We start from the raw sequence: 25,688 nt of genomic DNA on the forward strand, positions 1-25,688 counted from the left end.
TGCTACCCCTTACTGCGCCTGCACACGCAGCTCTGCTGCGCTACGACTACGGTGACCCAACAGTGCTTTCACATCACTGGATTTCGGTTTTACCAGCGCGAATTTCGCCGAGAATGCTGGCCAGTTCGCCAGGATCTCTTCGCCGTGTGAAGAACCGGTATGTTGTACATGCTCGGTAATCAGACCGCGCAGGTGTTCCTCATGAATAGCCAGCGAGTCCACGCTCAGTACTTCTACCAGTTCCGGGTTCACGCGTTTGCGGAATTCACCGTCTTCGTCGAGCACGTAGGCGAATCCGCCGGTCATGCCTGCACCGAAGTTGACGCCGGTTTTGCCGAGAATACACACGATGCCGCCGGTCATATATTCACAGCCGTTGTCGCCAATACCTTCAACCACGGTAATAGCGCCGGAGTTACGCACCGCAAAACGCTCACCCGCACGACCCGCAGCAAACAGGCGGCCACCGGTAGCACCATACAGGCAGGTGTTACCAATGATGCTCGCCTCATGGCTACGGAAAGCAGAGCCAACCGGAGGACGCACTGCCAGCAGGCCGCCCGCCATGCCTTTACCGACATAGTCGTTGGCATCGCCGGTCAGATACAGCTCCACGCCGCCCGCGTTCCACACGCCGAAGCTCTGGCCTGCGGTACCGCTGAAGTGCGCTTTAATCGGGTCAGATGCCAGCCCCTGATCGCCATGCGTCTGAGCGATATAGCCCGACAGCGATGCGCCGACGGAACGGTCGGTGTTGCGGATATCGAACCAGAAGGTTTTGCTCTGGCGCTCATCGACAAACGGTTTCGCCTGCTGTAACAGCTGGGCGTTCAGCACGCCGTTATCAAACGGCGGATTGTTTTCAGTGCAATGCAGCGCTTTACCTGGATGCGGTTCAGCGGTTTCCAGCAGACGAGACAGCTCCAGCTTCTGCTGCTTGGCGGTAAACCCTTCCAGCTCTTTGAGCAGGTCGGTACGACCAATCAGATCCACCAGACGTTTCACGCCCAGTTGCGCCATCAGCTCGCGGGTTTCGCGGGCGATAAATTCAAAGTAGTTAGTCACTTTGAACGGCAGGCCGTGATAGTGGTTCTTACGCAGTTTGTCATCCTGAGTTGCCACGCCGGTTGCGCAGTTGTTCAGATGGCAAATACGCAGGTATTTACAGCCCAGCGCGACCATGGGGCCGGTGCCGAAACCGAAGCTTTCTGCACCCAAAATTGCCGCTTTAATGATATCGACGCCGGTTTTCAGACCGCCATCGACCTGCAGACGGATCTTGTGACGCAGACCGTTAGCCACCAGCGCCTGCTGAGTTTCCACCAGCCCCAGCTCCCACGGGCAGCCCGCGTATTTTACCGAGGAGAGTGGGCTTGCCCCGGTACCGCCGTCGTAACCGGCAATGGTAATCAGATCCGCATAGGCTTTCGCCACGCCGGTCGCAATAGTGCCGACGCCCGGTTCGGAAACCAGCTTCACCGAGATCATCGCTTTCGGGTTAACCTGTTTCAGGTCGAAAATCAGCTGCGCTAAGTCCTCGATAGAGTAGATATCGTGGTGCGGCGGCGGGGAGATCAGCGTCACGCCCGGCACCGAATAACGCAGTTTGGCGATGTACGGGGTGACTTTATCACCCGGTAACTGACCGCCTTCGCCCGGCTTCGCGCCTTGAGCGACTTTAATCTGAATGACATCAGCATTGACCAGGTACGCTGGGGTTACGCCAAAGCGACCGGAAGCCACCTGCTTAATGCGCGACACCTTGTTAGTGCCGTAGCGCGCCGGATCTTCGCCGCCTTCACCGGAGTTCGAGTTACCGCCGATGCTGTTCATGGCTTCGGCCAGCGCCTCGTGTGCTTCCGGGCTTAATGCCCCGATAGACATCGCTGCGGTATCAAAGCGTTTAAACAGTTCGGTTGCGGGTTCTACTTCGCTAATGCTTACGGCTTCATCGCCAGGTGTAATCGCCAGCAGATCGCGCAGCGTGGCCGCCGGACGCTCATTGACCAGCTTTGCATATTCCTGATAGTCGCTGTACTCGCCGCTTTGTACTGCCTGTTGCAGCGTGCGCACCACGTCCGGGTTGTAGGCGTGGTATTCGCCGCCGTGGACGTACTTCAGCAAACCGCCCTGGCTGATAGGCTTACGCGCCAGCCAGGCATGTTTGGAGAGGTTCAGCAGATCCTGCTGGAAGTCGGTAAAACCCGCGCCGCTGATGCGACTGACCACGCCCTGGAAGCATAAAGCCACAACATCATCGTGCAGACCAACGGCTTCAAACAGCTTCGAGCAGCGGTAAGAGGCGATGGTCGAGATGCCCATTTTGGACATGATTTTGTACAGACCCTTGTTGATGCCGTTACGGTAGTTCAGCATCACGGTCCGGTAATCTTTGGCAATCGCTTGAGTGTCGATCAGACGTCCCAGCGTTTCATACGCCAGATACGGATAAATGGCCGTCGCGCCAAAACCGAGCAGAACGGCAAAATGGTGCGGGTCACGGGCGCTGGCGGTTTCAACGATGATGTTGGCATCGCAACGCAGGCTTTGTTCTACCAGACGTGTTTGTACTGCGCCAACGGCCATCGGTGCCGGAACCGGCAAGCGGTTTTTTGCGATATTACGGTCAGAGAGCACCAGCAGCACCGTGCCGTTACGCACCATCTGTTCAGCCTTATCGCACAATGCTTTGACGGTCTCTTCGAGCGTGGTTTCAGTCACGTCGAAGGTGATATCCAGTCGGTCAGCGCGATAATGCTCCTCTTTCATGGTGGTGAGCTGGGTGAAATCGGAGTACAGCAGGATCGGCGACTTAAAGCTCAGACGGTGCGCCTGACCTTCGGCTTCGCAGAAGACGTTCATCTCACGACCGATGCTGGTGGCCAGCGACATGACGTGCGCTTCACGCAGCGGGTCGATCGGCGGGTTGGTGACCTGGGCAAACTGCTGGCGGAAGTAGTCATAAATGATGCGCGGCTGGCTGGAGAGCACGGCAAACGGGGTATCATCACCCATTGAACCGACCGCTTCCTGACCATTTTCACCGAGCACGCGGATAACGGAATCCAGCTCTTCAGCGCTGTAGTTAAACTGTTTCTGGTAGCTGGCGAGGGTGTCATCGTCCAGTTCACGGCTGCCGACCTGATCGTCAGCCAGGTCTTCGAAAGGCACCAGACGGCGGACGTTCTTCTCCATCCACTCTTTGTAGGGGTGGCGGCTTTTCAGATCGTCATCGGTTTCAGCTGAATGCAGAATGCGCCCGCTACGGGTATCGATAACCATCAACTCCCCAGGGCCGACGCGACCTTTCTCAACCACTTCATCCGGCTGATAATCCCAGATCCCGACTTCAGAAGCGCAGGTAATCAGCTTGTCTTTGGTGATGACGTAGCGCGCCGGACGCAGGCCGTTGCGGTCAAGGTTACAGGCGGCAAAGCGACCGTCGGACATAACGATACCCGCCGGACCATCCCACGGCTCCATGTGCATGGAGTTAAAGTCGAAGAACGCGCGCAGCTCCGGGTCCATATCCGGGTTATTCTGCCAGGCCGGCGGCACCAGTAGACGCATGGCGCGGATGATATCCATCCCACCAGCCAGCAGCAGTTCCAGCATGTTATCCATTGAGCTGGAGTCGGAGCCGGTTTCGTTAACGAACGGTGCGGCGTCGTGCAGATCAGGGATCAGCGGCGTCTGGAATTTATAGGTACGAGCGCGCGCCCACTGGCGGTTGCCGGTGATGGTGTTGATTTCACCATTGTGCGCCAGGTAGCGAAACGGTTGCGCCAGCGGCCAGCGTGGTACGGTGTTGGTGGAGAAGCGCTGGTGGAACAGGCAGATGGCCGATTCCAGACGCAGGTCCGCCAGGTCCAGGTAAAAGCGCGGCAGATCCGCCGGCATACACAGACCTTTATAGATATTGACCAGGTTCGACAAGCTACAGACGTAGAAGTCTTTATCTTCCTGGAGGCGTTTTTCGATACGACGGCGCGCGATGAACAGGCGACGCTCCATATCACGCGGACGCCAGCCCGCAGGGGCATTAACAAAAATTTGCTCGATACGAGGCAGGGAGGAGAGCGCAATTTCACCGAGAACACCTTCGTTAGTCGGCACGTCGCGCCAGCCGACAATCGACAGGGTCTCCTGCTGTAATTCTTCTTCTACAATGCGACGAGAAGCCGCTGCCAGCTCAGCGTCTTTATTTAAAAAGATCATGCCGACGGCGTAGTTTTTGGCTAAACGCCAGCCGCGCTCTTGCGCTACGATGCGGAAAAAGCGGTCAGGTTTTTGTAACAGCAGGCCGCAACCATCGCCGGTTTTTCCATCGGCAAGAATTGCGCCACGGTGCTGCATGCGGGCCAGTGCGTGTATGGCGGTACGCACTACCTTGTGGCTAGGTTCGCCTTCTATGTGGGCGATCAGGCCGAAACCACAGTTATCCCTCTCAAGGGATTTATCGTACAACATATCAGTGAACCTCCCCAGGCTCTGCGGGATTCCCATCTGGACCGTTGCGCACGGGCACACCAAGAGCATGGCGACGGGGTTTGCGTGTCATACGCTTACCTCGCATTCGCCCTCTTTATCCTTTTCGCACAGGTCAAACAAGTTTGAGGACTTGCTTCAGAGGGAATCTCAATTACTGCATAAATATGATGAGCAGACTGCTCATCCAGAAAGCTTCCAGCGGATTTCCAAGTTATCGGGAATCCACACACAGGTCAAATGGCAATCTTATTTATGCAAAAATGTGCTATTGGGCAATTAACTTTATGAAAATATTGAAATAAAAGGGTTTTATACATTGATATAACCTGAGGAGGATGCCCTGGGAAGTGTGATCTGTCTCACTGTAAGAGAGGCCGGATATCTCTCGTCCTCCCTTTGTTTATCGATATACTTGGCATTTTATGCTGGTTTTTAGAGTTTTGGCGTCTTAAAGATACTGTTTTTACGCGGAGAGTATAAGAAGATAAAAAAAACAGCTGGATATAAGGAAAAGTAATTATATTTTGAGTGAATGGAATTTCGATTATTTTGATTTGTTATGCAATAAATAAAGGCTCGCCAGGGCGATTGATCCAGGTCATCGCCGACTGGGGCAAAAAATGGCAGGCTTTGGCCTCTTTTCAAGGCGCGGTCTACCAGATTATGCAGTTACAGAAATTAGTCAATATGTTTGGTGGGGATCTTTCTCGCCGTTATGGGCAAAAGGTTCATAAACTCACGCTGCACGGCGGCTTTAGCTGTCCAAACCGTGATGGCACCATCGGACGCGGCGGATGTACTTTCTGTAATGTCGCCTCGTTTGCCGATGAAGCACAGCAGCACCATTCAATTGCCGAGCAGCTTGAGCATCAGGCGCAGTTGGTCAATCGCGCCAGACGCTATCTGGCCTATTTCCAGGCTTATACCAGCACCTTTGCGGAAGTACAGGTGCTGCGTTCGATGTATCAACAGGCGGTCAGCCAGGCCAACATCGTCGGGTTATGCGTTGGGACGCGCCCCGACTGCGTGCCGGATGCGGTACTCGATCTGCTTTGTGAGTATAAAGACCTCGGCTATGAGGTATGGCTGGAGCTCGGTCTGCAAACCGCGCATGACAAAACTCTGCACCGGATTAACCGCGGCCATGATTTTGCCTGCTATCAGAACACTACGCGGCTGGCGCGCGAGCGCGGGCTGAAAGTGTGCTCACACCTGATTGTTGGTCTGCCGGGAGAAGGACAGGCAGACTGTCTGCAAACCATGGAACGAGTGGTGGAGACGGGCGTTGACGGTATTAAGCTGCATCCGCTGCATATTGTGAAAGGCAGTACGATGGCAAAGGCCTGGGAAGCTGGACGGCTGAACGGAATTGAACTGGACGACTACACGGTTACCGCCGGGGAGATGATCCGCCATACGCCGCCAGAGGTGATTTATCATCGAATCTCTGCCAGCGCGCGTCGCCCAATGCTGTTGGCTCCGCTATGGTGTGAAAACCGCTGGACCGGGATGGTCGAACTGGATCGCTATCTCAATGCTCATGGTGTTCAAGGCTCTGCGCTTGGCACTCCGTGGATTCAGCCTGGGAGCTAACCATCCGGCAATCTGCGCCTGCTTGCCTGATGACGCTACGCTTATCAGGCCCACGTTGAATCTCTCCTCGGTCATTTCACCGATAACCTCCGCATTTCTTGCACAATCTTCAACGTCACGCTGAGAATTGAGTATTATTGTGCCAAGTTGTCGTGAAGGAACCCTCTATGAAGCAAATCCGTATGCTGGCGCAATATTACGTCGACCTGATGATGAAATTGGGTCTGGTGCGCTTTTCGCTGTTATTGGCGCTGGCGCTGGTCGTGTTGGCGATTGTGGTGCAGATGGCTGTCACCATGGTGCTGCATGGCCAGGTAGAAAGCATTGATGTTATCCGCTCTATCTTTTTTGGTCTGTTGATTACCCCCTGGGCCGTCTATTTTCTGTCAGTGGTGGTGGAGCAACTGGAAGAGTCCCGGCAACGCTTGTCACGACTGGTACAAAAGCTGGAAGAGATGCGCGAGCGCGATCTCAAGCTCAATGTGCAGTTAAAAGATAATATTGCCCAGCTTAATCAGGAAATTGTTGAGCGCGAAAAAGCCGAAGCGGAGCGCCAGGATACGTTCGAGCAGTTGAAGGTTGAAATCAAAGAGCGCGAAGAAGCGCAGATTCAGCTTGAGCAGCAGTCTTCCTTTTTACGCTCTTTCCTTGATGCCTCGCCGGATCTGGTTTTTTATCGTAATGAAGATAAAGAATTTTCCGGCTGTAACCGTGCCATGGAACTGCTGACCGGCAAGAGCGAAAAGCAGTTGGTGAATTTAAAACCGGCTGATGTTTACTCCCCTGAGGCGGCAGAAAAGGTCATTGAAACCGACGAGAAGGTGTTCCGTCATAACGTCTCGCTCACCTACGAACAGTGGCTGGACTATCCTGACGGGCGCAAAGCCTGCTTTGAAATTCGCAAAGTACCTTACTATGACCGCGTAGGTAAGCGGCATGGTCTGATGGGGTTTGGGCGCGATATTACCGAGCGTAAGCGTTATCAGGATGCGTTAGAGCGCGCCAGCCGCGATAAGACCACCTTCATTTCTACCATCAGCCACGAACTGCGCACCCCGCTTAACGGCATTGTCGGCTTAAGCCGGATCCTGCTGGATACGGATCTGACCGCTGAGCAGGAAAAATACCTGAAAACAATCCACGTCTCTGCCGTGACGCTGGGGAATATTTTCAACGATATTATCGACATGGATAAAATGGAGCGACGTAAAGTTCAGCTCGATAACCAGCCGATCGATTTCACCAGCTTTATGGCGGATCTGGAAAACCTCTCTGGCCTGCAGGCGCAGCAAAAAGGGCTGCGTTTTGTACTTGAGCCGACGTTACCACTGCCGCATAAGGTCATTACCGACGGCACGCGTTTGCGCCAGATTCTGTGGAATCTGATCAGCAACGCCGTGAAGTTTACCCAGCAGGGGCAGGTAACCGTGCGGGCGCGCTATGACCAGGGGAATATACTGCATTTCGAAGTTGAAGATTCCGGGATCGGTATTCCGCAGGATGAGCAAGATAAAATCTTCGCCATGTATTATCAGGTGAAGGACAGCAATGGCGGCAAACCGGCAACGGGAACCGGGATTGGACTGGCCGTATCGAAGCGTCTGGCGAAAAACATGGGCGGTGATATTACGGTCTCCAGCCAGGCTGGCAAAGGCTCCATCTTTACGCTGACCGTGCATGCGCCTGCGGTAGCGGAAGAGATTGAAGACGCCTTTGAAGACGACGACATGCCGCTGCCAGCCCTGAATGTGCTGCTGGTGGAAGATATCGAACTGAACGTTATTGTCGCGCGTTCAGTGCTGGAAAAACTGGGCAACAGCGTGGATGTCGCCATGACCGGGAAAGCCGCGCTGGAAATGTTCACGCCGGGCGAATATGACCTGGTGCTGCTGGATATTCAGCTACCGGATATGACCGGTCTGGATATCTCGCGCGAGCTGACGCAAAAATACGCCCGTGAGGACCTGCCGCCGCTGGTTGCGCTTACCGCCAACGTTCTGAAAGATAAAAAAGAGTATCTGGACGCGGGAATGGACGACGTGCTGAGTAAGCCGCTGTCGGTTCCGGCGTTAACCGCCATGATCAAAAAATACTGGGATACCCGAAACAAAGAGGAGAGCACTGTGACATCTGAAGAGAGCAGTAAATCGCAAGCGCTGTTAGATATTCCTATGTTGGAACAATACCTCGAGCTGGTGGGACCGAAGTTAATAACCGACGGGCTGGCGGTGTTTGAGAAGATGATGCCGGGATATTTGAGCGTGCTGGAGTCCAATCTGACCGCACGGGATAAAAAAGGCGTTGTTGAGGAAGGCCATAAAATTAAAGGCGCGGCAGGTTCCGTGGGGCTGCGCCACCTGCAACAGTTAGGTCAGCAAATCCAGTCGCCAGATCTTCCAGCCTGGGAAGATAATGTTGCTGAATGGATTGAAGAGATGAAGCAGGAGTGGCAGCACGACGTGGCGGTATTGAAGGCCTGGGTGGCGAGCGTGGAAAAAAAATGACCCCGGCTTGACCGGGGTGCGCGAATACTGCGCCAACACCAGGGAAATCGTGGCTGCGCCGTAAATTATTATCATTGTTTACAAGGGCGCAGCCCTAATTTTCAGGCCGCACGCAGTTAAGATAGCAAATCTTAAATAATTTGTTACATGAATCAGTTAAATGTGTGAAGCGTAGCATTTAAATCATAATAACTAATATGTTTCAGCCAGTTGAGAAAGGAGTATCACGATGAAAAAAGTGGGTGTAGTGCTCAGCGGATGCGGCGTGTATGACGGCGCAGAGATCCATGAAACTGTTCTCACGCTTCTGGCGATTGCCCGCAACGGCGCTCAGGCCGTCTGTTTCGCACCGGATAAACAACAAGCGGATGTGATTAATCATCTGACCGGCGAGCCGATGCAGGAAACGCGTAATGTGCTGATTGAAGCCGCCCGTATAACACGCGGTGATATTCGCCCACTTGCTCAGGCAGTCTCAACGGAACTGGATGCGTTGATCGTGCCAGGCGGGTTTGGCGCGGCCAAAAATCTGAGCAATTTTGCCAGCCAGGGCAGTGAGTGCCGGGTTGATAGCGACTTAGCTGCGCTGGCGGTGGCTATGCATCAGGCGGGTAAGCCGCTGGGATTTATGTGCATTGCGCCTGCCATGTTACCTAAAATTTTTGACTTTCCGCTGCGTCTGACCATCGGTACTGATATTGATACGGCAGAGGTGCTGGAAGAGATGGGCGCTGAGCATGTGCCTTGTCCGGTTGATGACATTGTCGTTGATGAAGACAACAAAATCGTCACTACTCCCGCCTATATGCTGGCGCAGGATATCGCTCAGGCCGCGAGTGGTATCGATAAACTGGTATCACGTGTGCTGGTGCTGGCTGAATGAGAAAAGGAGTTACCGCCTTTCTGCGACGTATCTTTCTGCGGGCGGTCGTTGTCCTCGCCGTATTCTGGGGCGGGGGCATCGCACTTTTCAGCGTGATGCCAGTCCCTTTCTCTGCCGTGATGGTCGAGCGGCAACTGAGCGCATGGCTGTCCGGTGATTTCGGTTATGTGGCGCACTCAGACTGGGTGAGCATGGATGAGATCTCACCGTGGATGGGACTGGCGGTGATCGCCGCGGAGGACCAGAAGTTTCCCGAGCACTGGGGATTCGATGTTTCCGCCATAGAGAAAGCGCTGGCGCACAACGAACGTAATGAAAACCGTATTCGCGGGGCGTCGACGTTATCGCAACAGACGGCAAAAAACCTCTTTCTGTGGGATGGACGTAGCTGGGTGCGTAAAGGTCTCGAAGCCGGGCTAACGCTGGGTATGGAAACCGTCTGGAGCAAGAAGCGTATTCTGACCGTTTACCTGAATATTGCTGAGTTTGGTGATGGGGTTTTCGGCGTGGAGGCAGCGGCGCAGCGCTATTTCCATAAGCCAGCCAGTCGGCTGAGTCTGTCTGAAGCGGCCTTGCTGGCGGCGGTATTACCCAATCCTTTGCGTTTTAAAGCGAATGCGCCTTCTGGTTATGTACGTAGCCGTCAGGCGTGGATTATGCGCCAAATGCGCCAGCTAGGCGGTGAGTCGTTTATGCGGGAAAATAAGCTGTATTAACGGGTTTATTGCCGGATACGGATCCGGCCTACGGGAGTGTGACGTTGCCGTGTAGGCCTGATGAGCGCAGCGCTTCAGGTACTCGACTAATCTTCATCAAATCCTGAATTAAACAGGGCAATCACCGCTGCCAGGGCTTCCACTTCCTGTGGACCCGTGGCTTCAACTTCTATCTGACGCCCTTTGGCGGAATCCAGCATCAGCAGAGCGATAACACTGTTTGCCTCGGCTTCCGTTCCTTCATCATTACGCAGCAAAACTTCTGCTTCAAAACCCTGCATCAATTCAAACAGTTTCATGGCTGGGCGAGCATGCATACCCAGCTTATTCGTGATTTCAACAGTTTGCTTCACGGTCATGATTTACGTTTTTCCAGCGTACGATGGCGTGACTGTACGTTTTTACCGCGTGAGCGGAAGTAGTCTGCCAGCTGCTCTGCAATATACACCGAACGGTGTTTCCCGCCGGTACAGCCGATAGCTACGGTGAGGTAGCTGCGGTTGTTGGTCTCCAGCATGGGTAACCATAGCTCAAGATAGCTGCGAGTCTGGTAGATAAAATTGTGTACTTCTGTGTGCCTGTCAAGGAAGGCGGCAACGGGGCGGTCAAGACCGGTCATCGGGCGCAGCTTCGGATCCCAGTGCGGGTTAGGCAGGAAGCGCACGTCAAAGACGTAATCCGCGTCAATTGGGATACCGTGTTTGAAACCAAAGGATTCGAATACCATCGTCAACTCGCGTTCACGCTTGCCTAGCAGGCGAGTACGCAACATTTCCGCCAGTTCGTGCACGGACATTTCGGAGGTATCCACGATCAGGTCAGCACGAGAGCGCAGCGGCTCCAGCAAATCGCTTTCCTTATCGATAGCGCTCTCCAGAGATAAGTTCTTGCTGGAAAGAGGATGCAGACGACGCGTGTCGCTGTAGCGGCGAATCAGGGTGTTACGATCGGCGTCAAGGAACAGCAACTGTGGTGAGAAGCCTTCAGGCAGATTGTTCATTGCCTGCTCGAAAATCTCTGGGGACTCAGGCATGTTGCGCACATCAATGCTGACGGCCGCAGAAATCTGGCGATCGGCCAGAGTACGAGCCAGATCGGGCAACAGCACTACGGGAAGGTTATCCACGCAGTAAAAACCCATATCTTCCAGCGCTCGCAGGGCGACAGATTTTCCTGACCCCGAACGACCGCTGACGATCATCAGTACCATGTACTGTTTCTCCTCACAACGACAAAAAAGGATGCCATTGGGTTGTTATGCTTCATCCAGTCCACCTTCGGTGTCCGTGATGATTTGATACAACTCCTGGTCACTCTGTGCTGCGCGCAGGCGGCGGCAGATGGTTTTATCGGCCAGACGTTTGGCGACCAGCGACAACGTATGCAAATGCGTCTTGGTTTGGTCTGCCGGAACCAGCAGGGCGAAAAGCAGATCGACGGGTTGATTATCAATGGCGTCGAAAGCAATTGGCGTTTCAAGTTGCACAAACACGCCAACTGCGCGCATCGTGTCTTCTTCCAGCTTTCCGTGCGGGATAGCAATTCCATTACCGATGCCGGTACTGCCCATTTTTTCACGCGTCAGAATGGCTTCAAATACCACCTGAGAGGGCAAGCTGAGCTGTTTTGCCGCCAGTTCGCTGATGATTTCCAGCGCGCGTTTCTTGCTTTGGCAGTGAACGCCAGCGCGTGTACATTCCTGGTTAAGAACATTGCTCAGTTGTAGAGTCGTATCGTTATTTGTCATAATTTCACCTAAGCGCTAACTGTACAAATGGCCCGTTGTGCTACACAACAGGCCGTCCTGCACCCGCTAACTGCCCGGACAAGTTAGTGCTGTTTCAGTTTATCTTTATGTTTTGTTAACTGCCGAGCCAGTTTATCAATTAAACCGTCAATGGCGGCGTACATATCCTGACCTTCCGCGCTGGCATGAATTTCGCCACCGTTCACATGCAGTGTTGCATCCGAGATATGTGTCACCTTCTCCACTTTCAACACAATATAGACCTGATTAATCCGGTCGAAATATTGTTCTAGCTTGGCGAATTTTGTATTAACAAAATCGCGTAAGGCTTCAGTGATTTCGACGTTGTTTCCAGTGATGTTGAGCTGCATAGTGTCTTCCTTATCGGTTGGGTCAGACCAGCTGTTTGCGCTGGTTCGACGGCGGAATGGATAAAGACTCTCGGTACTTCGCAACAGTGCGGCGTGCCACCATGATACCCTGTTCTGACAGCATAGAGGTTAACTTGCTGTCACTCAGCGGTTTCGCGGGGTTTTCCGCAGCAATTAATTTCTTCACCAGTGCACGGATAGCTGTGGATGAGGCTTCGCCTCCGCCTTCAGTGTTAACGTGACTGGAAAAGAAATACTTCAATTCAAAAATGCCGCGCGGACTGTGCAGATACTTTTGCGTGGTCACTCGGGAAATGGTCGATTCGTGCATCTCGACGGCCTGGGCGATATCCGCCAGCACCATCGGTTTCATAAACTCTTCGCCTTGATCAAAGAAGGCTTGCTGCTGTTCAACGATACAGCGACTGACGCGCAGCAGCGTATCATTGCGACTTTCCAGGCTTTTAATCAGCCACTTTGCATCCTGCAGATTGCTACGAATAAACTGGCTGTCAGCGTCGTTGCGCGCGCTGTTGCACATGGCGGCGTAGTGCTGGTTAATCTGCAACCGTGGAATGCTGTCGCCGTTGAGTTCGACCACCCAGCGATCGTTATGCTTACGCACCAGTACATCCGGAATAACGTATTCTGGCTCCCCGGTCTGGATAGACTGCCCAGGTCTGGGGTCCAGGGACTGAATAAGATTGACGGCTTCTTTCAGCACATCTTCTTTCAGCCGGGTTACGCGCATCAGCGTGCGGAAGTCATGGTTGGCTAACAGATCGAGGTGATCGCTGATGATCAGGCGCGCTTCTTCCAGCCACGGCGTGGCTTTATCAAACTGTGAAAGTTGGATCAATAAGCAGTCGCGGAGATCTTTGGCCGCCACGCCCACGGGATCAAAACGCTGAATGCGTTTAAGCACGGCTTCGATTTCGTCCATGCCGACGTCGTCATCGCCCATGCTTTCGAGAATATCGTCCAGGGTTACGGTGAGATAACCGGTTTCGTCTACCGCATCAACAATGGATGTCGCAATTGCGCGATCGGTATCCGAGAACGGGGTCAGCTCCACTTGCCACATCAGGTAATCCTGCAGCGATTGCGTGGTCTCACCCTGATACACAGGCAGTTCGTCGTCGATGTAATCCCCGCTGGTGCCAGAAGGCGTACCGGCGGTGTAAATTTCATCCCAACTGGCGTCAAGTGGCAGCTCCTCTGGCATCTCTTTTTGTTCGAGAGCATCTGCGGTGTCGAGGGATTCGCTGTCCTGTTTTTCCTGGGTATCAATTTCGTCGTGAAGATCGGTTTGCTCGAGCAGTGGGTTACTTTCCAGCGCTTGCTGAAGTTCTTGCTGAAGTTCCAGCGTGGACAGCTGCAACAGACGGATAGCCTGTTGTAGCTGAGGCGTCATCGCCAGTTGTTGGCTAAGCCTGAGTTGCAAACCTTGCTTCATGTTCAGAGTTGTTCTCTCCTGCGGTGACGTGAAGTCTTCTACCCTATCAGAGTCTGAAGTCTTCCCCAAGGTATACGCGTTTAACGTGCTCATCCTGCAGTATTTCTGTTGGCGTGCCATGCGCGATCAGGTGGCCCTGACTCACGATGTAGGCGCGCTCACACACTGCCAGCGTTTCGCGAACGTTATGGTCGGTAATCAGCACCCCAAGCCCGCTGTCGCGCAGATGTTCGATGATCCGTTTGATATCAATAACGGAAATCGGGTCAACACCGGCAAACGGTTCATCCAGCAGGATAAATTTCGGATTCGCGGCCAGTGCGCGGGCGATCTCCACGCGGCGTCGTTCACCACCGGAGAGCGACTGTCCCATGCTGTCACGCAGGTGTTCGATGTGGAACTCTTCCATCAGCTCGTTGGCGCGATCTTCCCGCTGCTCGCTGGTAAGATCGTCACGAATTTGCAGCACCGCCATCAGGTTATCAAACACGCTCAGGCGACGGAAAATAGACGCTTCCTGCGGCAAGTAGCCGATGCCGCGACGCGCGCGCGCATGCAGAGGCAGCAGGCTGATGTCTTCGTCATCAATGATAATGTTGCCCGCATCACGTGGGACAATGCCGACCACCATGTAAAAGGTCGTTGTCTTGCCCGCACCGTTAGGACCGAGCAGACCGACGATCTCCCCGGAGTTGACGGTCAGACTGACATCTTCCACCACACGGCGGCCCTTATAGGCTTTTGCAAGGTTCTTTGCAGTTAATGTTGCCATAACGAATCAGTTACCTTTTTTCTCTGCCGGAGCCTTGTTTTTGTCCTGCAACTGCGACGGTACCAGAACGGTGGTGACGCGTTTGCCTTTATCGCTGAAGGCCTGCATTTTCTGCTCTTTCACCAGATAGGTGATCTTATCGCCCGTGATGTTGCTATCGAGCTGTTCCAGGTAAGCCTTACCGGTGAGAACGACGAAGTCTTTCGCCAGTTCATAATGCATGTGTGAGGCGTGGCCTTTAACCGGTTTACCGTTGTCCTGCATCTGGTAAAAGGTTGCAGGATTACCGTAGCCATCAATGACTTCTTTACCGTCTTCACCGCCAGGGCGGGTTACGACGACTTTATCGGCGTTAATTTTGATGGTGCCCTGAGTCACAATCACGTTGCCAGTAAAGGTCACCACGTTGCCTTGCATATCAAGAGACTGCTGGTCCGACTCAATGTGAATCGGCTGCTCGGTATCGCCGGTGACGGCGAATGCCGGGATGCTGGCGGCCAGAAGTGCGCTGGCAAGCACAAGATTAAGGCTGAGTTTGTTTGTTTTGGATTTCATATGAGGTTCTAACCTTTTCAATCAGCTCGGCGTTCTTGCTGCGTAAGTTGCCGCGCATCTTCAGTCCGCTGGAGTTAAATGTTGTGCCATATAACGTGACGAGATCATCGGAAGTGACGTCTTGTGTCACCAGGTTAATCTGTGCGTTATCGGTCGTAATTCTGCGTAGTTGAGAGTCGGGCACCAGGGCGTTGACCTCAACATGGCCGTACAGATATAGCATCCGATCGTTGGTCAATTTGGCTTTATCAGCCTTGATCGTCCAGGTCGGTACTTTATCCTTATCAAATGTGGTTAATACCGGTTGAGTAAACCACGAAACCGCTTGTTCCGAATAATATTCAACGTTTTGCGCGATCAAGTGATAGCTCAGTGCGCCTTCGGGACTATACACAACGGTATCAGTATGTTCGCTCTTATAGGTTGGCTCGTTGTTATTTACGACGACCTCAGCGGTGTCGTCTTTGTCTGCCAGATTAATACCAATCATCACAAGGACAGCCAGCGACAGTAGAATGATAACCCAACGTCTGGTTTTGCTCATATCGATTGCCCTTTGGCCTCGTCCAGTTTGCCCTGCGCCAGGAGTAATAAATCGCAGACTTCACGTACCGCGCCGCGTCCCCCATCGATGCGGGTGACATAATCGGCCCGCGGGATCAGCAAAGGATGAGCATCCGCCACCGCCACGCTTAATCCCACTTGTGCCATCACCGGCCAGTCGATCAGATCATCGCCAACGTACGCAACATTTTCAGGAGCGATCGCCAGTTTGCTAAGGAGATCGTTAAAGGCGACCAGTTTGTCTGACTGCCCCTGATACAAATGCATGATCCCCAATGTGGCACAGCGATCTTCTACAAGTTTAGCCTTTCGTCCGGTAATAATGGCAACCTCGATACCGGAAGTGAGCGCACAGCGAATTCCGTAACCATCGCGGACGTTAAAAGCCTTTAGCTCTTCACCGTTGTTGCCCATATAAATCAGACCATCAGACAGTACGCCATCCACATCCAGGATCAGCAAACGGATGTTCTCTGCCCGGGTGATAACGTCTGTGCTGACGGGTCCATAACAGGTCGCAAGCGACGCACCTGCTTTACTCATTTTCTTTATCCTTGAGTTTCTTACACTACACCTGCACGCAGCAGATCATGCATATGTAACACACCAAGTAACCGGTCGCCATCAGCAACCATTACCGAGGTGATATGGCGGGACTGCATTAAATTCAGGGCATCGACGGCAAGAATGCCCGGACGCACGCGAATGCCGCCAGGGGTCATCACATCGGCAATGCCTAACTGGCGAACATCAACGCCCATATCGAAGACGCGACGTAAATCGCCATCGGTGAAAATACCGTCAATCTTCATGTCATCATCGCAAATGACGGTCATGCCGAGATTTTTACGCGTGATCTCAAGTAAGGCGTCACGCAGGCTGGCGCTTTTAGTCACATGCGGGATCTCATCGCCCGTATGCATAATATCGTTAACGCGCAGTAAAAGCTTACGGCCTAGTGCGCCACCGGGATGAGATAACGCAAAATCTTCCGCGGTAAAGCCACGCGCTTTTAATAATGCCACGGCTAGCGCATCGCCCATCACCAGCGTTGCGGTCGTGCTGCTGGTCGGCGCCAGGCCTAACGGGCAAGCTTCCTTAGGCACTTTAACACACAGATGCACATCTGCCGCACGCGCCATGCTGCTTTCCGGACGACCGGTCATGCAGATAAGCGGTACATGAAGACGTTTTAACACCGGGATTAACGCCGCTATCTCATTGGATTCACCGGAGTTAGAGATGGCGATGACTACATCCTGCGGCGAGACCATGCCCAGATCGCCATGTGCGGCTTCGCCTGGATGCACGAAAAATGAGGGGGTGCCGGTGCTGGCAAATGTGGCCGCCATTTTCCGCCCGATGTGTCCGGATTTCCCCATCCCCATCACCACAACTTTGCCCGGGCAGCTGAATATTTTCTCGCAGGCGAGAGTAAAATTTTGGTTGATGTACTGATCAAGCTCCGCCAGGCCTTCACGTTCAATTGCCAGGACTTCCTTGCCTGCTTGCTGAAAGTCAAAACCCGGTTGCAACTCTAAGTGCGACATAATGCGTTTCCAGTTATCCAACGAGAAGTGGCGATAACCAATACAGCATCGCCAGCCATATGATAAAACCGCCGGTCAGCAGCGCACCCGCGCCGCGACCAATCTGGCGCGGACGTCGCCAGCAGAGTAGTGCAAAAATTACGCTCACCAGCAGCATGACGCTATAGTCACGGCTGAAGGCCATCGGATTAACTTCCCCCGGCGTAATCAGCGCCGGCAGTCCGAGGACGATAACAATATTAAAAATGTTCGCGCCGATGATGTTGCCGACGGCAATATCGTTTTCGCCTTTACGCAGACCCGCAATTGCCGTTGCCAGCTCCGGCAGGCTGGTACCAATGGCGACAACCGTCAGCCCGATGGTGAGTTCGCTCATGGCGAAGTAGTTCGCCAGTACGGTTGCGTTATCTACCACCATACGCGTTGCCATTGGCATAATAATTAGCGCAATACCCAACCACAAAAACGCGACCGGTAACCCGCCTTCGCGCGGCAGTTCCGCGATCTGCTCGCGGGTCAGGCTGTCGTTACCTTGTCGCTCAGCCAGACGGGCGATTTTAACAATGAATAACAGCCATAGCACGGCCAGAAGCAGAAGAAAGAAACCATCGCTGCGACTCAATTGCCCGTCATACAGGACCGATGCGGCTAAGATGCTTACCAGCAACATTAGCGGTAATTCACGACGCAGAACATCAGAATGCACGGTAAAAGGATGAATCAGCGCCGACAGGCCTAAAATAAGCAGAATGTTGGTAATGTTAGAGCCGATGGCGGTACCGACGGCTAAATCAAGCTGCCCGTTCATCGATGCGGCAACGGAGACAATTATCTCGGGTAACGATGTACCAATGCTGACCACGGTCATCCCGATGATAATGGGGGGAATACCGAAGTTTCGACATAAAATGGATGCGGCAAATACCAGTCGGTCGGCACCGTAGACCACCAGAAGTAAACCAATTATTAACAGCGCCGTCGCTAAAAGCATCTAAAGTCCTTTCTTCAGGTATACTCGCCGGTCCACTTGAAGGATTTCTGGAAGCCGTCACGAATTCTTAATTTTGACTTTATGCGGCTAAAAAGTAAAACAAATGCCAGCTTTCGCTAACCAGGACAGGTAATAATCTGTAAATATGTTGGGTTCAGGGCTAAATTGAGCGCCAAGCTCTTCGATCAACGAGGCAATAGTAAAGGATGAATCAATGGGTCAGTCTGTGGCGAATCTAATCGATATGCGCGATGTCAGCTTTTCCCGAGGCGACCGCTGCATCTTTGATAATATTTCCCTGACGGTGCCGCGTGGTAAGGTGACGGCGATCATGGGGCCATCAGGCATCGGCAAAACGACGCTGTTGCGTCTGATCGGCGGACAAATCTCCCCCGATAAGGGCGAGATCCTGTTTGACGGCGAAAATGTCCCGGCCATGTCCCGTTCGCGTTTATTTACCGTGCGTAAGCGCATGAGCATGCTATTCCAGTCTGGTGCGCTGTTTACTGATATGAATGTGTTTGACAACGTTGCATACCCGTTGCGCGAGCATACAACGCTGCCTGCGCCGCTGCTGAAAAGCACGGTAATGATGAAGCTCGAGGCCGTTGGCCTGCGGGGCGCGGCAAAATTAATGCCTTCTGAATTATCCGGTGGGATGGCGCGTCGTGCCGCGTTAGCACGTGCTATCGCGCTGGAGCCAGACCTTATTATGTTTGATGAGCCGTTCGTCGGCCAGGATCCCATCACCATGGGCGTGCTGGTGAAGCTGATTTCTGAACTGAACAGCGCGCTGGGCGTCACCTGCGTGGTGGTTTCCCATGATGTGCCAGAAGTGCTGAGTATTGCGGATTACGCCTATATTATGGCGGATAAAAAAATAGTGGCCTACGGTAGTGCTCAGGCGCTGCAAGAAAATGCCGATCCGCGTGTGCGTCAGTTCCTCGATGGCATTGCCGATGGACCGGTTCCGTTCCGTTACCCGGCGGGCGACTACCACATCGATTTACTCAAAACAGGGAGTTAAGCCACCCATGTTGTTAAATGCGCTGGCATCACTCGGACATCGGGGAATAAAAACCCTCAGGACGTTCGGGCGAGCCGGATTAATGTTGTTCAATGCAGTTGTCGGCAAGCCGGAGTTTCGCAAACATGCGCCGCTGCTGATACGCCAGCTCTATAATGTCGGTGTCTTATCGATGCTGATCATTATTGTTTCTGGCGTGTTCATCGGCATGGTGCTGGGGTTGCAGGGATACCTGGTGCTGACGACCTACAGTGCGGAAACCAGCCTCGGTATGCTGGTGGCGCTGTCATTGCTACGTGAGCTGGGGCCGGTGGTTGCGGCGCTGTTGTTTGCCGGGCGGGCCGGATCGGCCTTAACCGCAGAGATTGGCCTGATGCGGGCGACCGAGCAGCTTTCCAGCCTGGAAATGATGGCCGTCGACCCACTGCGCCGAGTGATCTCCCCACGTTTTTGGGCCGGTGTGATTTCATTGCCGCTGCTGACGATTATATTTGTCGCGGTGGGGATCTGGGGTGGGTCGTTGGTTGGCGTAAGCTGGAAAGGTATTGATGCAGGCTTTTTCTGGTCGGCTATGCAAAATGCCGTCGACTGGCGTCTGGATCTGGTCAACTGTCTGATTAAGAGCGTGGTGTTTGCCATTACGGTCACATGGATTGCATTGTTCAATGGTTATGATGCTATCCCGACCTCTGCCGGGATTAGCCGGGCAACGACACGCACCGTAGTGCACGCCTCTCTTGCCGTTCTGGGGCTGGATTTTGTGCTGACCGCACTGATGTTTGGGAATTGAGTTCATGCAAACGAAAAAAAATGAAATTTGGGTCGGGTTATTCCTGCTGGTTGCGCTGCTGGCCGCGCTGTTTGTCTGCCTGAAGGCGGCGAACGTCACCTCAATGCGTACTGAACCGACTTATACGATTTATGCGACCTTTGATAATATCGGCGGTCTGAGAGAGCGCTCTCCGGTGCGGATTGGCGGGGTCGTGGTAGGACGCGTATCGGACATCTCGTTAGATCAGAAAACGTACCTGCCGCGCGTGACGCTGGAAATTGAATCGCGTTTTAACCATATTCCTGACACCAGTTCTCTGAGCATCCGTACTTCCGGTCTGTTGGGCGAACAGTATCTGGCATTGAACGTAGGTTTTGAAGATCCTGAGCTGGGAACGTCTATCCTCAAAGATGGCGGTACGATTCAGGACACGAAATCTGCGATGGTGCTGGAAGATATGATTGGTCAGTTCCTTTACAACAGCAACAGTAAAGGTGATGACAATAAGAATTCTGGCGATGCGCCAGCCGCAACTGAAGGCAATAATGAAGCCACTACGCCTGCGGGCGCAACGAAATAATCTCAGGAGAATCGACGTATGTTTAAACGATTGATGATGGTGGCTATGCTGGTGATTGCTCCACTTAGCGCGGCAACCGCAGCGGACCAGACGAACCCGTACAAACTGATGGATGAGGCGGCGCAGAAGACGTTTGACCGTCTGAAGAACGAGCAACCTAAAATCCGTTCCAACCCGGATTACCTGCGTCAGGTGGTCGATCAGGAACTGCTGCCTTACGTGCAGGTTAAGTATGCAGGCGCACTGGTACTGGGCCGCTACTACAAAGATGCGACCCCGGCTCAGCGTGACGCCTATTTCGCCGCATTCCGTGAATATCTGAAGCAGGCTTACGGTCAGGCGCTGGCGATGTACCACGGCCAGACCTATCAGATTGCCCCTGAGCAGCCGCTGGGTGATGCGACCATCGTGCCTATCCGCGTAACCATCATCGATCCAAACGGTCGTCCTCCGGTACGTCTGGATTTCCAGTGGCGTAAAAATTCCCAGACGGGTAACTGGCAGGCGTATGACATGATTGCTGAAGGCGTAAGTATGATCACCACCAAACAGAATGAGTGGAGCGACCTGCTGCGTACGAAAGGTATTGATGGCCTGACGGCACAGCTGAAATCTATTTCTCAGCAGAAAATCACGCTGGAAGAGAAAAAATAATGACGCAGTCACTCACCTGGATGCGTGAAGGCGACAAGCTGGTGCTGGTGGGAGAGCTGGATCAGGACGTGTTAAACCCATTATGGGATGCGCGAGTTGAGGCGATGAAAGGGGTATCCTGCATCGACCTGAACCAGATTTCCCGGGTGGATACCGGTGGTCTGGCATTACTGCTGCACCTGATTAATGAGGGCAAGCAGCAGGGGAACAGCGTTTCGCTCGCTGGCGTTAACGATAAAGTGTACACGCTGGCGCAGCTTTACAATTTGCCTGACGACGTTCTTCCGCGTTAATTTTTGTAAGCCGGATAAGGTCTTGTGCCGCCATCCGGCAACTCCTCTGCGGGGGATCTGCCACTAAAGCCTTGTCTGATTTATCAGCGGGGCTTTTTGCTTATTTATGACAGCGCCACTTTGCTCTAAGATGTTGGGCTGTTTTCACTATCTGACGAATGAAGAGCCCATGGAAAATAATGAAATTCAGAGCGTGCTGATGAATGCACTCTCCCTCCAGGAAGTCCACGTTTCTGGCGACGGCAGTCACTTTCAGGTTATTGCCGTGGGTGAGATGTTTGAAGGCATGAGCCGGGTCAAGAAACAGCAATCGGTCTATGGCCCGTTGATGGAGTACATTGCGGACAACCGCATTCATGCCGTGTCGATTAAGGCGTTTACTCCAGCGGAATGGGCGCGCGATCGCAAACTTAACGGTTTTTGAGCTACGGGTGATATGCCGGTAGCGAAGATAAATTCTTAACAGAGAACAGAATAATGGATAAATTTCGTGTTCAGGGGCCAACCAAGCTCCAGGGCGAAGTCACAATTTCAGGCGCTAAAAACGCCGCGCTGCCGATCCTGTTTGCGGCGCTGCTGGCGGAAGAACCTGTAGAGATCCAGAACGTCCCGAAACTGAAGGATGTTGACACCTCAATGAAGCTGCTGAGCCAGTTGGGGGCGAAAGTTGAGCGTAATGGTTCTGTGCACATTGATGCGCGTGACGTGAACGTCTTCTGTGCGCCGTACGATCTGGTCAAAACCATGCGTGCATCCATCTGGGCGCTTGGGCCACTGGTTGCCCGCTTTGGCCAGGGCCAGGTTTCACTGCCGGGCGGCTGCACCATCGGCGCGCGTCCGGTTGACCTGCACATTACTGGTCTGGAGCAGTTAGGCGCGACTATTAAGCTTGAAGAAGGCTATGTGAAAGCGTCCGTTGATGGCCGCCTGAAAGGCGCGCATATCGTCATGGACAAAGTGAGCGTCGGCGCGACGGTCACTATCATGTGCGCAGCAACGCTTGCCGAAGGCACTACCATCATCGAAAACGCCGCGCGTGAGCCGGAGATCGTGGATACCGCGAACTTCCTGATTGCGCTGGGCGCAAAAATCACAGGCCAGGGTACCGATCGTATTACCATCGAAGGCGTTGAGCGCCTCGGCGGCGGTGTGTATCGCGTTCTGCCTGACCGCATCGAAACCGGTACTTTCCTGGTCGCAGCGGCAATTTCTCGCGGCAAAATTATCTGCCGCAATGCACAACCTGACACGCTGGATGCCGTTCTGGCGAAGCTGCGTGATGCGGGAGCGGATATCGAAGTCGGTGACGACTGGATCAGCCTGGACATGCACGGTAAACGTCCGAAAGCGGTCAATGTGCGCACGGCGCCGCACCCGGCGTTCCCTACCGATATGCAGGCCCAGTTCACGTTGCTGAACCTGGTGGCAGAAGGGACGGGCTTCATCACGGAAACCGTGTTTGAGAACCGCTTTATGCACGTGCCTGAGCTGAGCCGTATGGGCGCTCACGCAGAAATCGAAAGCAATACCGTGATTTGCCACGGTGTGGAAACGCTCTCCGGCGCACAGGTTATGGCGACCGATCTGCGCGCATCTGCAAGCCTCGTGCTGGCAGGGTGTATTGCTGAAGGTACGACGGTAGTCGATCGTATTTATCACATCGATCGCGGCTATGAGCGCATCGAAGATAAACTGCGCGCGCTGGGCGCAAACATTGAGCGCGTGAAAGGCGAGTAATCGTCTACGTCTCTTGTAACCCCCAGTTCTGTGAGCCGGGGGTTACTACTCATCAGTGTTCATTCAGGATTCTGTTTCTCTTTGCGTCCCCTCATCATCCGCGTTCTGTCGATAAACTCATGTGTTTTTGCATCGTGATAGCGTGACGGCCAAATCACCCACGGGTCGGTTCCCAACGATCGGGCGATAATCAACTCACCTTTTGGCCATGGGCGTGTTAACGCATTGGCCAGCGTTGATGAGCTTAATCCATTTTTACGTGATTCAGCGGCCATTGAGGTCCCTTTCTTGCGCAGTCCGGCGATGATATCGGCCGGATGCCAGTCAATCAGCTTGTTTTCCATAAACTCATCTCTCCTTTGGTTATCGACTTATATGGTTCCACGATCGGTTGTGGAGACACTATAACGCCCGGAGAACGAATGTTCTAAAATGTTCATGTAAAGTGTGAGAATATTCAGAATATGCCAAATTTATGCGAAGATTGCTGGAGAGGGGGAAGTATTTATTGGAATTTATAAAAGCATCCCGTGCAGGGCACGGGATGATGAAAGATGCCGCAGGGTATTAACGGTCGCGCTGTACGGCGATATGCGCCAGACCAATCAGCGCTTCTCTCCACGGCGTATCAGGCAGTACCTGCAGCGCAGCGATGGCCTTATCAGCCTCTTCTTCTGCACGTTGGCGAGTCCACTCCAGGGAACCACAGGCGTTCATCGCTTCCAGAACAGGCTCCAGAAGGTGACGGCCATTACCCTGCTCAATAGCCTGGCGGATCATTTGTGCTTGTTCAGGGGTGCCGTGGCGCATGGCATGCAGCAGCGGCAGCGTGGGTTTACCCTCGTTGAGGTCATCACCGACGTTTTTACCCAGTTGCTCGCCATCCGCGTTGTAATCCAGCAAATCGTCAATTAACTGGAAAGCGGTACCGAGATAACGGCCATAATCCTGCAACCCTTTCTCTTGTTCTTCGCTGCAACCAGCCAGAATGCCAGAGCATTGGGCAGCCGCTTCAAACAAACGCGCGGTCTTACTGTAGATAACGCGCATATAGTTTTCTTCAGTGATGTCCGGGTCGTTGACGTTCATCAACTGCAAGACTTCACCTTCGGCGATAACGTTGACCGCTTTCGACATGACTTCCAGCACTTTCAGCGAACCGAGGCTGGTCATCATCTGAAAAGCGCGGGTATAGATAAAATCGCCGACCAGCACGCTGGCCGCATTGCCAAACGCCGCATTCGCCGTGGCTTTTCCGCGGCGCATGTCGGACTCATCCACAACATCGTCGTGCAACAGGGTCGCGGTGTGGATAAACTCGATGAGGGCTGCAATCGTAACGTGCGCATTTTCCTGGTAGCCAACTGCACGCGCGGCGAGTACGGCGATCATTGGGCGAATGCGTTTTCCGCCGCCGCTAACGATGTAGTACCCCAGTTGATTGATCAGCTGCACGTCGGAATTGAGCTGTTCAAGGATTGTCGCATTGACCCCCGCCATATCTTGCGCGGTTAACTCATTGATTTTTTCTAAATTCATCGCAAAAGCCGGGCTTCTCGCCCCGATTACCTCACTGTATCGGAAGGTAACGTCGGGTTTAGGGTTATAAATATATGCTGATTGTACTGAAAAAACGCCATAGATAAACGTTACCGTACGTGTTGTGTTTTTTTTCTTCATGTATTGACGTAGCACTTGTCAAAGGCTCGCGTTTTGCGTAATATTCGCGCCCTATTGTGAATATTTATAGCGCACTCTGAATCATCAAAAAGGTGTGCGCGGAAGCGGAGTTTTTTATGTACGCGGTTTTCCAAAGTGGTGGTAAACAACACCGAGTAAGCGAAGGTCAGACCGTTCGCCTGGAAAAGCTGGACATCGCAACTGGCGAATCTGTTGAATTCGCAGAAGTTCTGATGATCGCAAACGGTGAAGAAGTCAAAATCGGCGTTCCTTTCGTTGATGGCGGCGTTATCAAAGCTGAAGTTGTTGCTCATGGTCGTGGCGAGAAAGTTAAAATCGTTAAGTTTCGTCGTCGTAAACACTACCGTAAGCAGCAGGGCCATCGTCAGTGGTTCACTGATGTAAAAATCACTGGCATCAGCGCTTAAGTTAAGGGGAGCAGATTAAATGGCACATAAAAAGGCTGGCGGCTCGACTCGTAACGGTCGCGATTCAGAAGCTAAACGTCTGGGCGTAAAACGCTTCGGCGGTGAAACAGTTCTGGCTGGTAGCATCATCGTTCGTCAACGTGGTACTAAATTCCACGCTGGCTCCAACGTTGGTTGCGGCAAAGACCACACTCTGTTTGCTAAAGCAGACGGTAAAGTGAAATTTGAAGTGAAAGGCCCGAAAAACCGTAAATTCATCAGCATCGTTGCTGAATAAGTTTTTCGCGTCCCGGTAACGGATAAAAGCCCCGCAACACGTTGCGG

The 25,688-nt window shown here is 53.1% G+C and carries 27 protein-coding genes; 13 read left to right on the plus strand and 14 right to left on the minus strand.

The window, feature by feature from the left end:
• Window positions 1-9: 9 nt before the first annotated feature.
• Window positions 10-4,470 (minus strand): glutamate synthase large subunit, encoded by a 4,461-nt coding sequence (gltB, locus tag FDW87_RS05130; RefSeq protein ID WP_049040924.1) that lies wholly within the window; start codon window positions 4,468-4,470, stop codon window positions 10-12.
• Between the two features lie 684 nt (window positions 4,471-5,154).
• On the opposite strand from gltB, the gene FDW87_RS05135 reads away from it, so the two are divergent.
• The 4 genes from FDW87_RS05135 (at window position 5,155) to mtgA (ending at window position 10,187) form a co-directional block, all read left to right on the plus strand.
• The gene (locus FDW87_RS05135; RefSeq protein WP_049040958.1) at window positions 5,155-6,084 is read left to right on the plus strand and encodes a TIGR01212 family radical SAM protein; all 930 of its coding nucleotides are present in this window, start codon (window positions 5,155-5,157) and stop codon (window positions 6,082-6,084) included.
• A 167-nt stretch (window positions 6,085-6,251) separates the two neighbouring features.
• On the plus strand, window positions 6,252-8,588 hold the full coding sequence (gene arcB, locus FDW87_RS05140) for an aerobic respiration two-component sensor histidine kinase ArcB (RefSeq protein ID WP_016154693.1): 2,337 nt from the start codon (window positions 6,252-6,254) through the stop codon (window positions 8,586-8,588).
• A gap of 229 nt (window positions 8,589-8,817) precedes the next feature.
• Window positions 8,818-9,471 carry an isoprenoid biosynthesis glyoxalase ElbB gene (elbB, locus tag FDW87_RS05145; protein WP_016154692.1) on the plus strand — a complete coding sequence of 218 codons (654 nt, stop codon included), beginning with the start codon at window positions 8,818-8,820 and terminating at the stop codon, window positions 9,469-9,471.
• On the plus strand, window positions 9,468-10,187 hold the full coding sequence (gene mtgA / locus FDW87_RS05150; RefSeq protein ID WP_016157575.1) for a monofunctional biosynthetic peptidoglycan transglycosylase: 720 nt from the start codon (window positions 9,468-9,470) through the stop codon (window positions 10,185-10,187). The genes elbB and mtgA overlap by 4 nt, the downstream gene beginning before the upstream one ends.
• A gap of 86 nt (window positions 10,188-10,273) precedes the next feature.
• Here the strand turns inward: mtgA and npr are convergent, their stop codons facing one another.
• The 11 genes from npr to FDW87_RS05205 all read right to left on the minus strand — a co-directional run bounded on the left by npr (window position 10,274) and on the right by FDW87_RS05205 (window position 18,193).
• Complete coding sequence (npr, locus tag FDW87_RS05155; RefSeq protein ID WP_003828770.1) at window positions 10,274-10,546, minus strand: PTS phosphocarrier protein NPr; 273 nt, start codon at window positions 10,544-10,546, stop codon at window positions 10,274-10,276.
• Window positions 10,543-11,397 carry an RNase adapter RapZ gene (gene rapZ, locus FDW87_RS05160; protein WP_003025085.1) on the minus strand — a complete coding sequence of 285 codons (855 nt, stop codon included), beginning with the start codon at window positions 11,395-11,397 and terminating at the stop codon, window positions 10,543-10,545. The genes npr and rapZ overlap by 4 nt, the downstream gene beginning before the upstream one ends.
• 45 nt (window positions 11,398-11,442) lie before the next feature.
• Window positions 11,443-11,934 carry a PTS IIA-like nitrogen regulatory protein PtsN gene (ptsN, locus tag FDW87_RS05165; RefSeq protein ID WP_016154690.1) on the minus strand — a complete coding sequence of 164 codons (492 nt, stop codon included), beginning with the start codon at window positions 11,932-11,934 and terminating at the stop codon, window positions 11,443-11,445.
• Between the two features lie 83 nt (window positions 11,935-12,017).
• Window positions 12,018-12,305: a ribosome hibernation promoting factor gene (hpf, locus tag FDW87_RS05170; protein WP_003025078.1), complete on the minus strand. Its 288-nt coding sequence runs from the start codon at window positions 12,303-12,305 to the stop codon at window positions 12,018-12,020.
• Between the two features lie 22 nt (window positions 12,306-12,327).
• Window positions 12,328-13,761 carry an RNA polymerase factor sigma-54 gene (gene rpoN / locus FDW87_RS05175; protein WP_016154689.1) on the minus strand — a complete coding sequence of 478 codons (1,434 nt, stop codon included), beginning with the start codon at window positions 13,759-13,761 and terminating at the stop codon, window positions 12,328-12,330.
• 46 nt (window positions 13,762-13,807) lie between these two features.
• Window positions 13,808-14,533, minus strand: coding sequence for an LPS export ABC transporter ATP-binding protein (gene lptB / locus FDW87_RS05180; protein WP_003025073.1), 726 nt, complete (start codon window positions 14,531-14,533; stop codon window positions 13,808-13,810).
• Window positions 14,534-14,539: 6 nt separating this feature from the next.
• Entirely contained in the window at window positions 14,540-15,088 is a 549-nt protein-coding gene (lptA, locus tag FDW87_RS05185; protein WP_016154688.1) for a lipopolysaccharide ABC transporter substrate-binding protein LptA, read from the minus strand.
• Window positions 15,057-15,632: an LPS export ABC transporter periplasmic protein LptC gene (gene lptC / locus FDW87_RS05190; RefSeq protein ID WP_016154687.1), complete on the minus strand. Its 576-nt coding sequence runs from the start codon at window positions 15,630-15,632 to the stop codon at window positions 15,057-15,059. Before lptC ends, lptA begins: the two co-directional genes overlap by 32 nt.
• Window positions 15,629-16,195 carry a 3-deoxy-manno-octulosonate-8-phosphatase KdsC gene (gene kdsC / locus FDW87_RS05195; protein WP_016157574.1) on the minus strand — a complete coding sequence of 189 codons (567 nt, stop codon included), beginning with the start codon at window positions 16,193-16,195 and terminating at the stop codon, window positions 15,629-15,631. The genes lptC and kdsC overlap by 4 nt, the downstream gene beginning before the upstream one ends.
• Before the next feature lie 20 nt (window positions 16,196-16,215).
• Window positions 16,216-17,202: an arabinose-5-phosphate isomerase KdsD gene (gene kdsD / locus FDW87_RS05200; protein WP_016154685.1), complete on the minus strand. Its 987-nt coding sequence runs from the start codon at window positions 17,200-17,202 to the stop codon at window positions 16,216-16,218.
• A 13-nt stretch (window positions 17,203-17,215) separates the two neighbouring features.
• Complete coding sequence (locus FDW87_RS05205) at window positions 17,216-18,193, minus strand: calcium/sodium antiporter (RefSeq protein WP_016157573.1); 978 nt, start codon at window positions 18,191-18,193, stop codon at window positions 17,216-17,218.
• A 214-nt stretch (window positions 18,194-18,407) separates the two neighbouring features.
• Here FDW87_RS05205 and mlaF point away from each other — a divergent pair, with 214 nt between their 5' ends.
• The 7 genes from mlaF to murA all read left to right on the plus strand — a co-directional run bounded on the left by mlaF (window position 18,408) and on the right by murA (window position 23,256).
• Window positions 18,408-19,220, plus strand: coding sequence for a phospholipid ABC transporter ATP-binding protein MlaF (gene mlaF / locus FDW87_RS05210; protein WP_016154683.1), 813 nt, complete (start codon window positions 18,408-18,410; stop codon window positions 19,218-19,220).
• A gap of 7 nt (window positions 19,221-19,227) precedes the next feature.
• Entirely contained in the window at window positions 19,228-20,010 is a 783-nt protein-coding gene (gene mlaE, locus FDW87_RS05215; protein ID WP_003025053.1) for a lipid asymmetry maintenance ABC transporter permease subunit MlaE, read from the plus strand.
• A 4-nt stretch (window positions 20,011-20,014) separates the two neighbouring features.
• A complete protein-coding gene (mlaD, locus tag FDW87_RS05220) occupies window positions 20,015-20,572 on the plus strand; it encodes an outer membrane lipid asymmetry maintenance protein MlaD (protein ID WP_016154682.1) in 558 nt (185 codons plus the stop codon).
• A gap of 18 nt (window positions 20,573-20,590) precedes the next feature.
• Entirely contained in the window at window positions 20,591-21,226 is a 636-nt protein-coding gene (mlaC, locus tag FDW87_RS05225; RefSeq protein WP_016154681.1) for a phospholipid-binding protein MlaC, read from the plus strand.
• On the plus strand, window positions 21,226-21,519 hold the full coding sequence (gene mlaB, locus FDW87_RS05230) for a lipid asymmetry maintenance protein MlaB (RefSeq protein WP_016154680.1): 294 nt from the start codon (window positions 21,226-21,228) through the stop codon (window positions 21,517-21,519). The genes mlaC and mlaB overlap by 1 nt, the downstream gene beginning before the upstream one ends.
• Before the next feature lie 169 nt (window positions 21,520-21,688).
• Complete coding sequence (ibaG, locus tag FDW87_RS05235; protein ID WP_003025040.1) at window positions 21,689-21,943, plus strand: BolA family iron metabolism protein IbaG; 255 nt, start codon at window positions 21,689-21,691, stop codon at window positions 21,941-21,943.
• Between the two features lie 53 nt (window positions 21,944-21,996).
• Window positions 21,997-23,256, plus strand: a complete 1,260-nt coding sequence (gene murA / locus FDW87_RS05240) for a UDP-N-acetylglucosamine 1-carboxyvinyltransferase (protein ID WP_003839949.1) — start codon at window positions 21,997-21,999, stop codon at window positions 23,254-23,256.
• A 59-nt stretch (window positions 23,257-23,315) separates the two neighbouring features.
• Here murA and sfsB read toward each other — a convergent pair whose 3' ends face one another.
• Window positions 23,316-23,600 (minus strand): DNA-binding transcriptional regulator SfsB, encoded by a 285-nt coding sequence (gene sfsB, locus FDW87_RS05245; RefSeq protein WP_016154679.1) that lies wholly within the window; start codon window positions 23,598-23,600, stop codon window positions 23,316-23,318.
• A 223-nt stretch (window positions 23,601-23,823) separates the two neighbouring features.
• Complete coding sequence (ispB, locus tag FDW87_RS05250) at window positions 23,824-24,795, minus strand: octaprenyl diphosphate synthase (RefSeq protein WP_019077785.1); 972 nt, start codon at window positions 24,793-24,795, stop codon at window positions 23,824-23,826.
• A 257-nt stretch (window positions 24,796-25,052) separates the two neighbouring features.
• Here ispB and rplU point away from each other — a divergent pair, with 257 nt between their 5' ends.
• Window positions 25,053-25,364: a 50S ribosomal protein L21 gene (gene rplU, locus FDW87_RS05255; protein WP_003025032.1), complete on the plus strand. Its 312-nt coding sequence runs from the start codon at window positions 25,053-25,055 to the stop codon at window positions 25,362-25,364.
• 19 nt (window positions 25,365-25,383) lie between these two features.
• The gene (rpmA, locus tag FDW87_RS05260) at window positions 25,384-25,641 is read left to right on the plus strand and encodes a 50S ribosomal protein L27 (RefSeq protein ID WP_003025030.1); all 258 of its coding nucleotides are present in this window, start codon (window positions 25,384-25,386) and stop codon (window positions 25,639-25,641) included.
• Window positions 25,642-25,688 lie beyond the last annotated feature (47 nt).

The organism is Citrobacter sp. wls826 (genome assembly GCF_005281245.1).
GTDB classification, from domain to species: domain Bacteria; phylum Pseudomonadota; class Gammaproteobacteria; order Enterobacterales; family Enterobacteriaceae; genus Citrobacter; species Citrobacter braakii.

Excerpts from the sequence above, each read along its gene's own strand:
- gltB (WP_049040924.1), bottom strand. The coding sequence starts at position 4,470 with ATGTTGTACGATAAATCCCTTGAGAGGGATAACTGTGGTTTCGGCCTG.
- FDW87_RS05135 (WP_049040958.1), top strand. The coding sequence starts at position 5,155 with ATGCAGTTACAGAAATTAGTCAATATGTTTGGTGGGGATCTTTCTCGC.
- arcB (WP_016154693.1), top strand. The coding sequence starts at position 6,252 with ATGAAGCAAATCCGTATGCTGGCGCAATATTACGTCGACCTGATGATG.
- elbB (WP_016154692.1), top strand. The coding sequence starts at position 8,818 with ATGAAAAAAGTGGGTGTAGTGCTCAGCGGATGCGGCGTGTATGACGGC.
- mtgA (WP_016157575.1), top strand. The coding sequence starts at position 9,468 with ATGAGAAAAGGAGTTACCGCCTTTCTGCGACGTATCTTTCTGCGGGCG.
- npr (WP_003828770.1), bottom strand. The coding sequence starts at position 10,546 with ATGACCGTGAAGCAAACTGTTGAAATCACGAATAAGCTGGGTATGCAT.
- rapZ (WP_003025085.1), bottom strand. The coding sequence starts at position 11,397 with ATGGTACTGATGATCGTCAGCGGTCGTTCGGGGTCAGGAAAATCTGTC.
- ptsN (WP_016154690.1), bottom strand. The coding sequence starts at position 11,934 with ATGACAAATAACGATACGACTCTACAACTGAGCAATGTTCTTAACCAG.
- hpf (WP_003025078.1), bottom strand. The coding sequence starts at position 12,305 with ATGCAGCTCAACATCACTGGAAACAACGTCGAAATCACTGAAGCCTTA.
- rpoN (WP_016154689.1), bottom strand. The coding sequence starts at position 13,761 with ATGAAGCAAGGTTTGCAACTCAGGCTTAGCCAACAACTGGCGATGACG.
- lptB (WP_003025073.1), bottom strand. The coding sequence starts at position 14,533 with ATGGCAACATTAACTGCAAAGAACCTTGCAAAAGCCTATAAGGGCCGC.
- lptA (WP_016154688.1), bottom strand. The coding sequence starts at position 15,088 with ATGAAATCCAAAACAAACAAACTCAGCCTTAATCTTGTGCTTGCCAGC.
- lptC (WP_016154687.1), bottom strand. The coding sequence starts at position 15,632 with ATGAGCAAAACCAGACGTTGGGTTATCATTCTACTGTCGCTGGCTGTC.
- kdsC (WP_016157574.1), bottom strand. The coding sequence starts at position 16,195 with ATGAGTAAAGCAGGTGCGTCGCTTGCGACCTGTTATGGACCCGTCAGC.
- kdsD (WP_016154685.1), bottom strand. The coding sequence starts at position 17,202 with ATGTCGCACTTAGAGTTGCAACCGGGTTTTGACTTTCAGCAAGCAGGC.
- FDW87_RS05205 (WP_016157573.1), bottom strand. The coding sequence starts at position 18,193 with ATGCTTTTAGCGACGGCGCTGTTAATAATTGGTTTACTTCTGGTGGTC.
- mlaF (WP_016154683.1), top strand. The coding sequence starts at position 18,408 with ATGGGTCAGTCTGTGGCGAATCTAATCGATATGCGCGATGTCAGCTTT.
- mlaE (WP_003025053.1), top strand. The coding sequence starts at position 19,228 with ATGTTGTTAAATGCGCTGGCATCACTCGGACATCGGGGAATAAAAACC.
- mlaD (WP_016154682.1), top strand. The coding sequence starts at position 20,015 with ATGCAAACGAAAAAAAATGAAATTTGGGTCGGGTTATTCCTGCTGGTT.
- mlaC (WP_016154681.1), top strand. The coding sequence starts at position 20,591 with ATGTTTAAACGATTGATGATGGTGGCTATGCTGGTGATTGCTCCACTT.
- mlaB (WP_016154680.1), top strand. The coding sequence starts at position 21,226 with ATGACGCAGTCACTCACCTGGATGCGTGAAGGCGACAAGCTGGTGCTG.
- ibaG (WP_003025040.1), top strand. The coding sequence starts at position 21,689 with ATGGAAAATAATGAAATTCAGAGCGTGCTGATGAATGCACTCTCCCTC.
- murA (WP_003839949.1), top strand. The coding sequence starts at position 21,997 with ATGGATAAATTTCGTGTTCAGGGGCCAACCAAGCTCCAGGGCGAAGTC.
- sfsB (WP_016154679.1), bottom strand. The coding sequence starts at position 23,600 with ATGGAAAACAAGCTGATTGACTGGCATCCGGCCGATATCATCGCCGGA.
- ispB (WP_019077785.1), bottom strand. The coding sequence starts at position 24,795 with ATGAATTTAGAAAAAATCAATGAGTTAACCGCGCAAGATATGGCGGGG.
- rplU (WP_003025032.1), top strand. The coding sequence starts at position 25,053 with ATGTACGCGGTTTTCCAAAGTGGTGGTAAACAACACCGAGTAAGCGAA.
- rpmA (WP_003025030.1), top strand. The coding sequence starts at position 25,384 with ATGGCACATAAAAAGGCTGGCGGCTCGACTCGTAACGGTCGCGATTCA.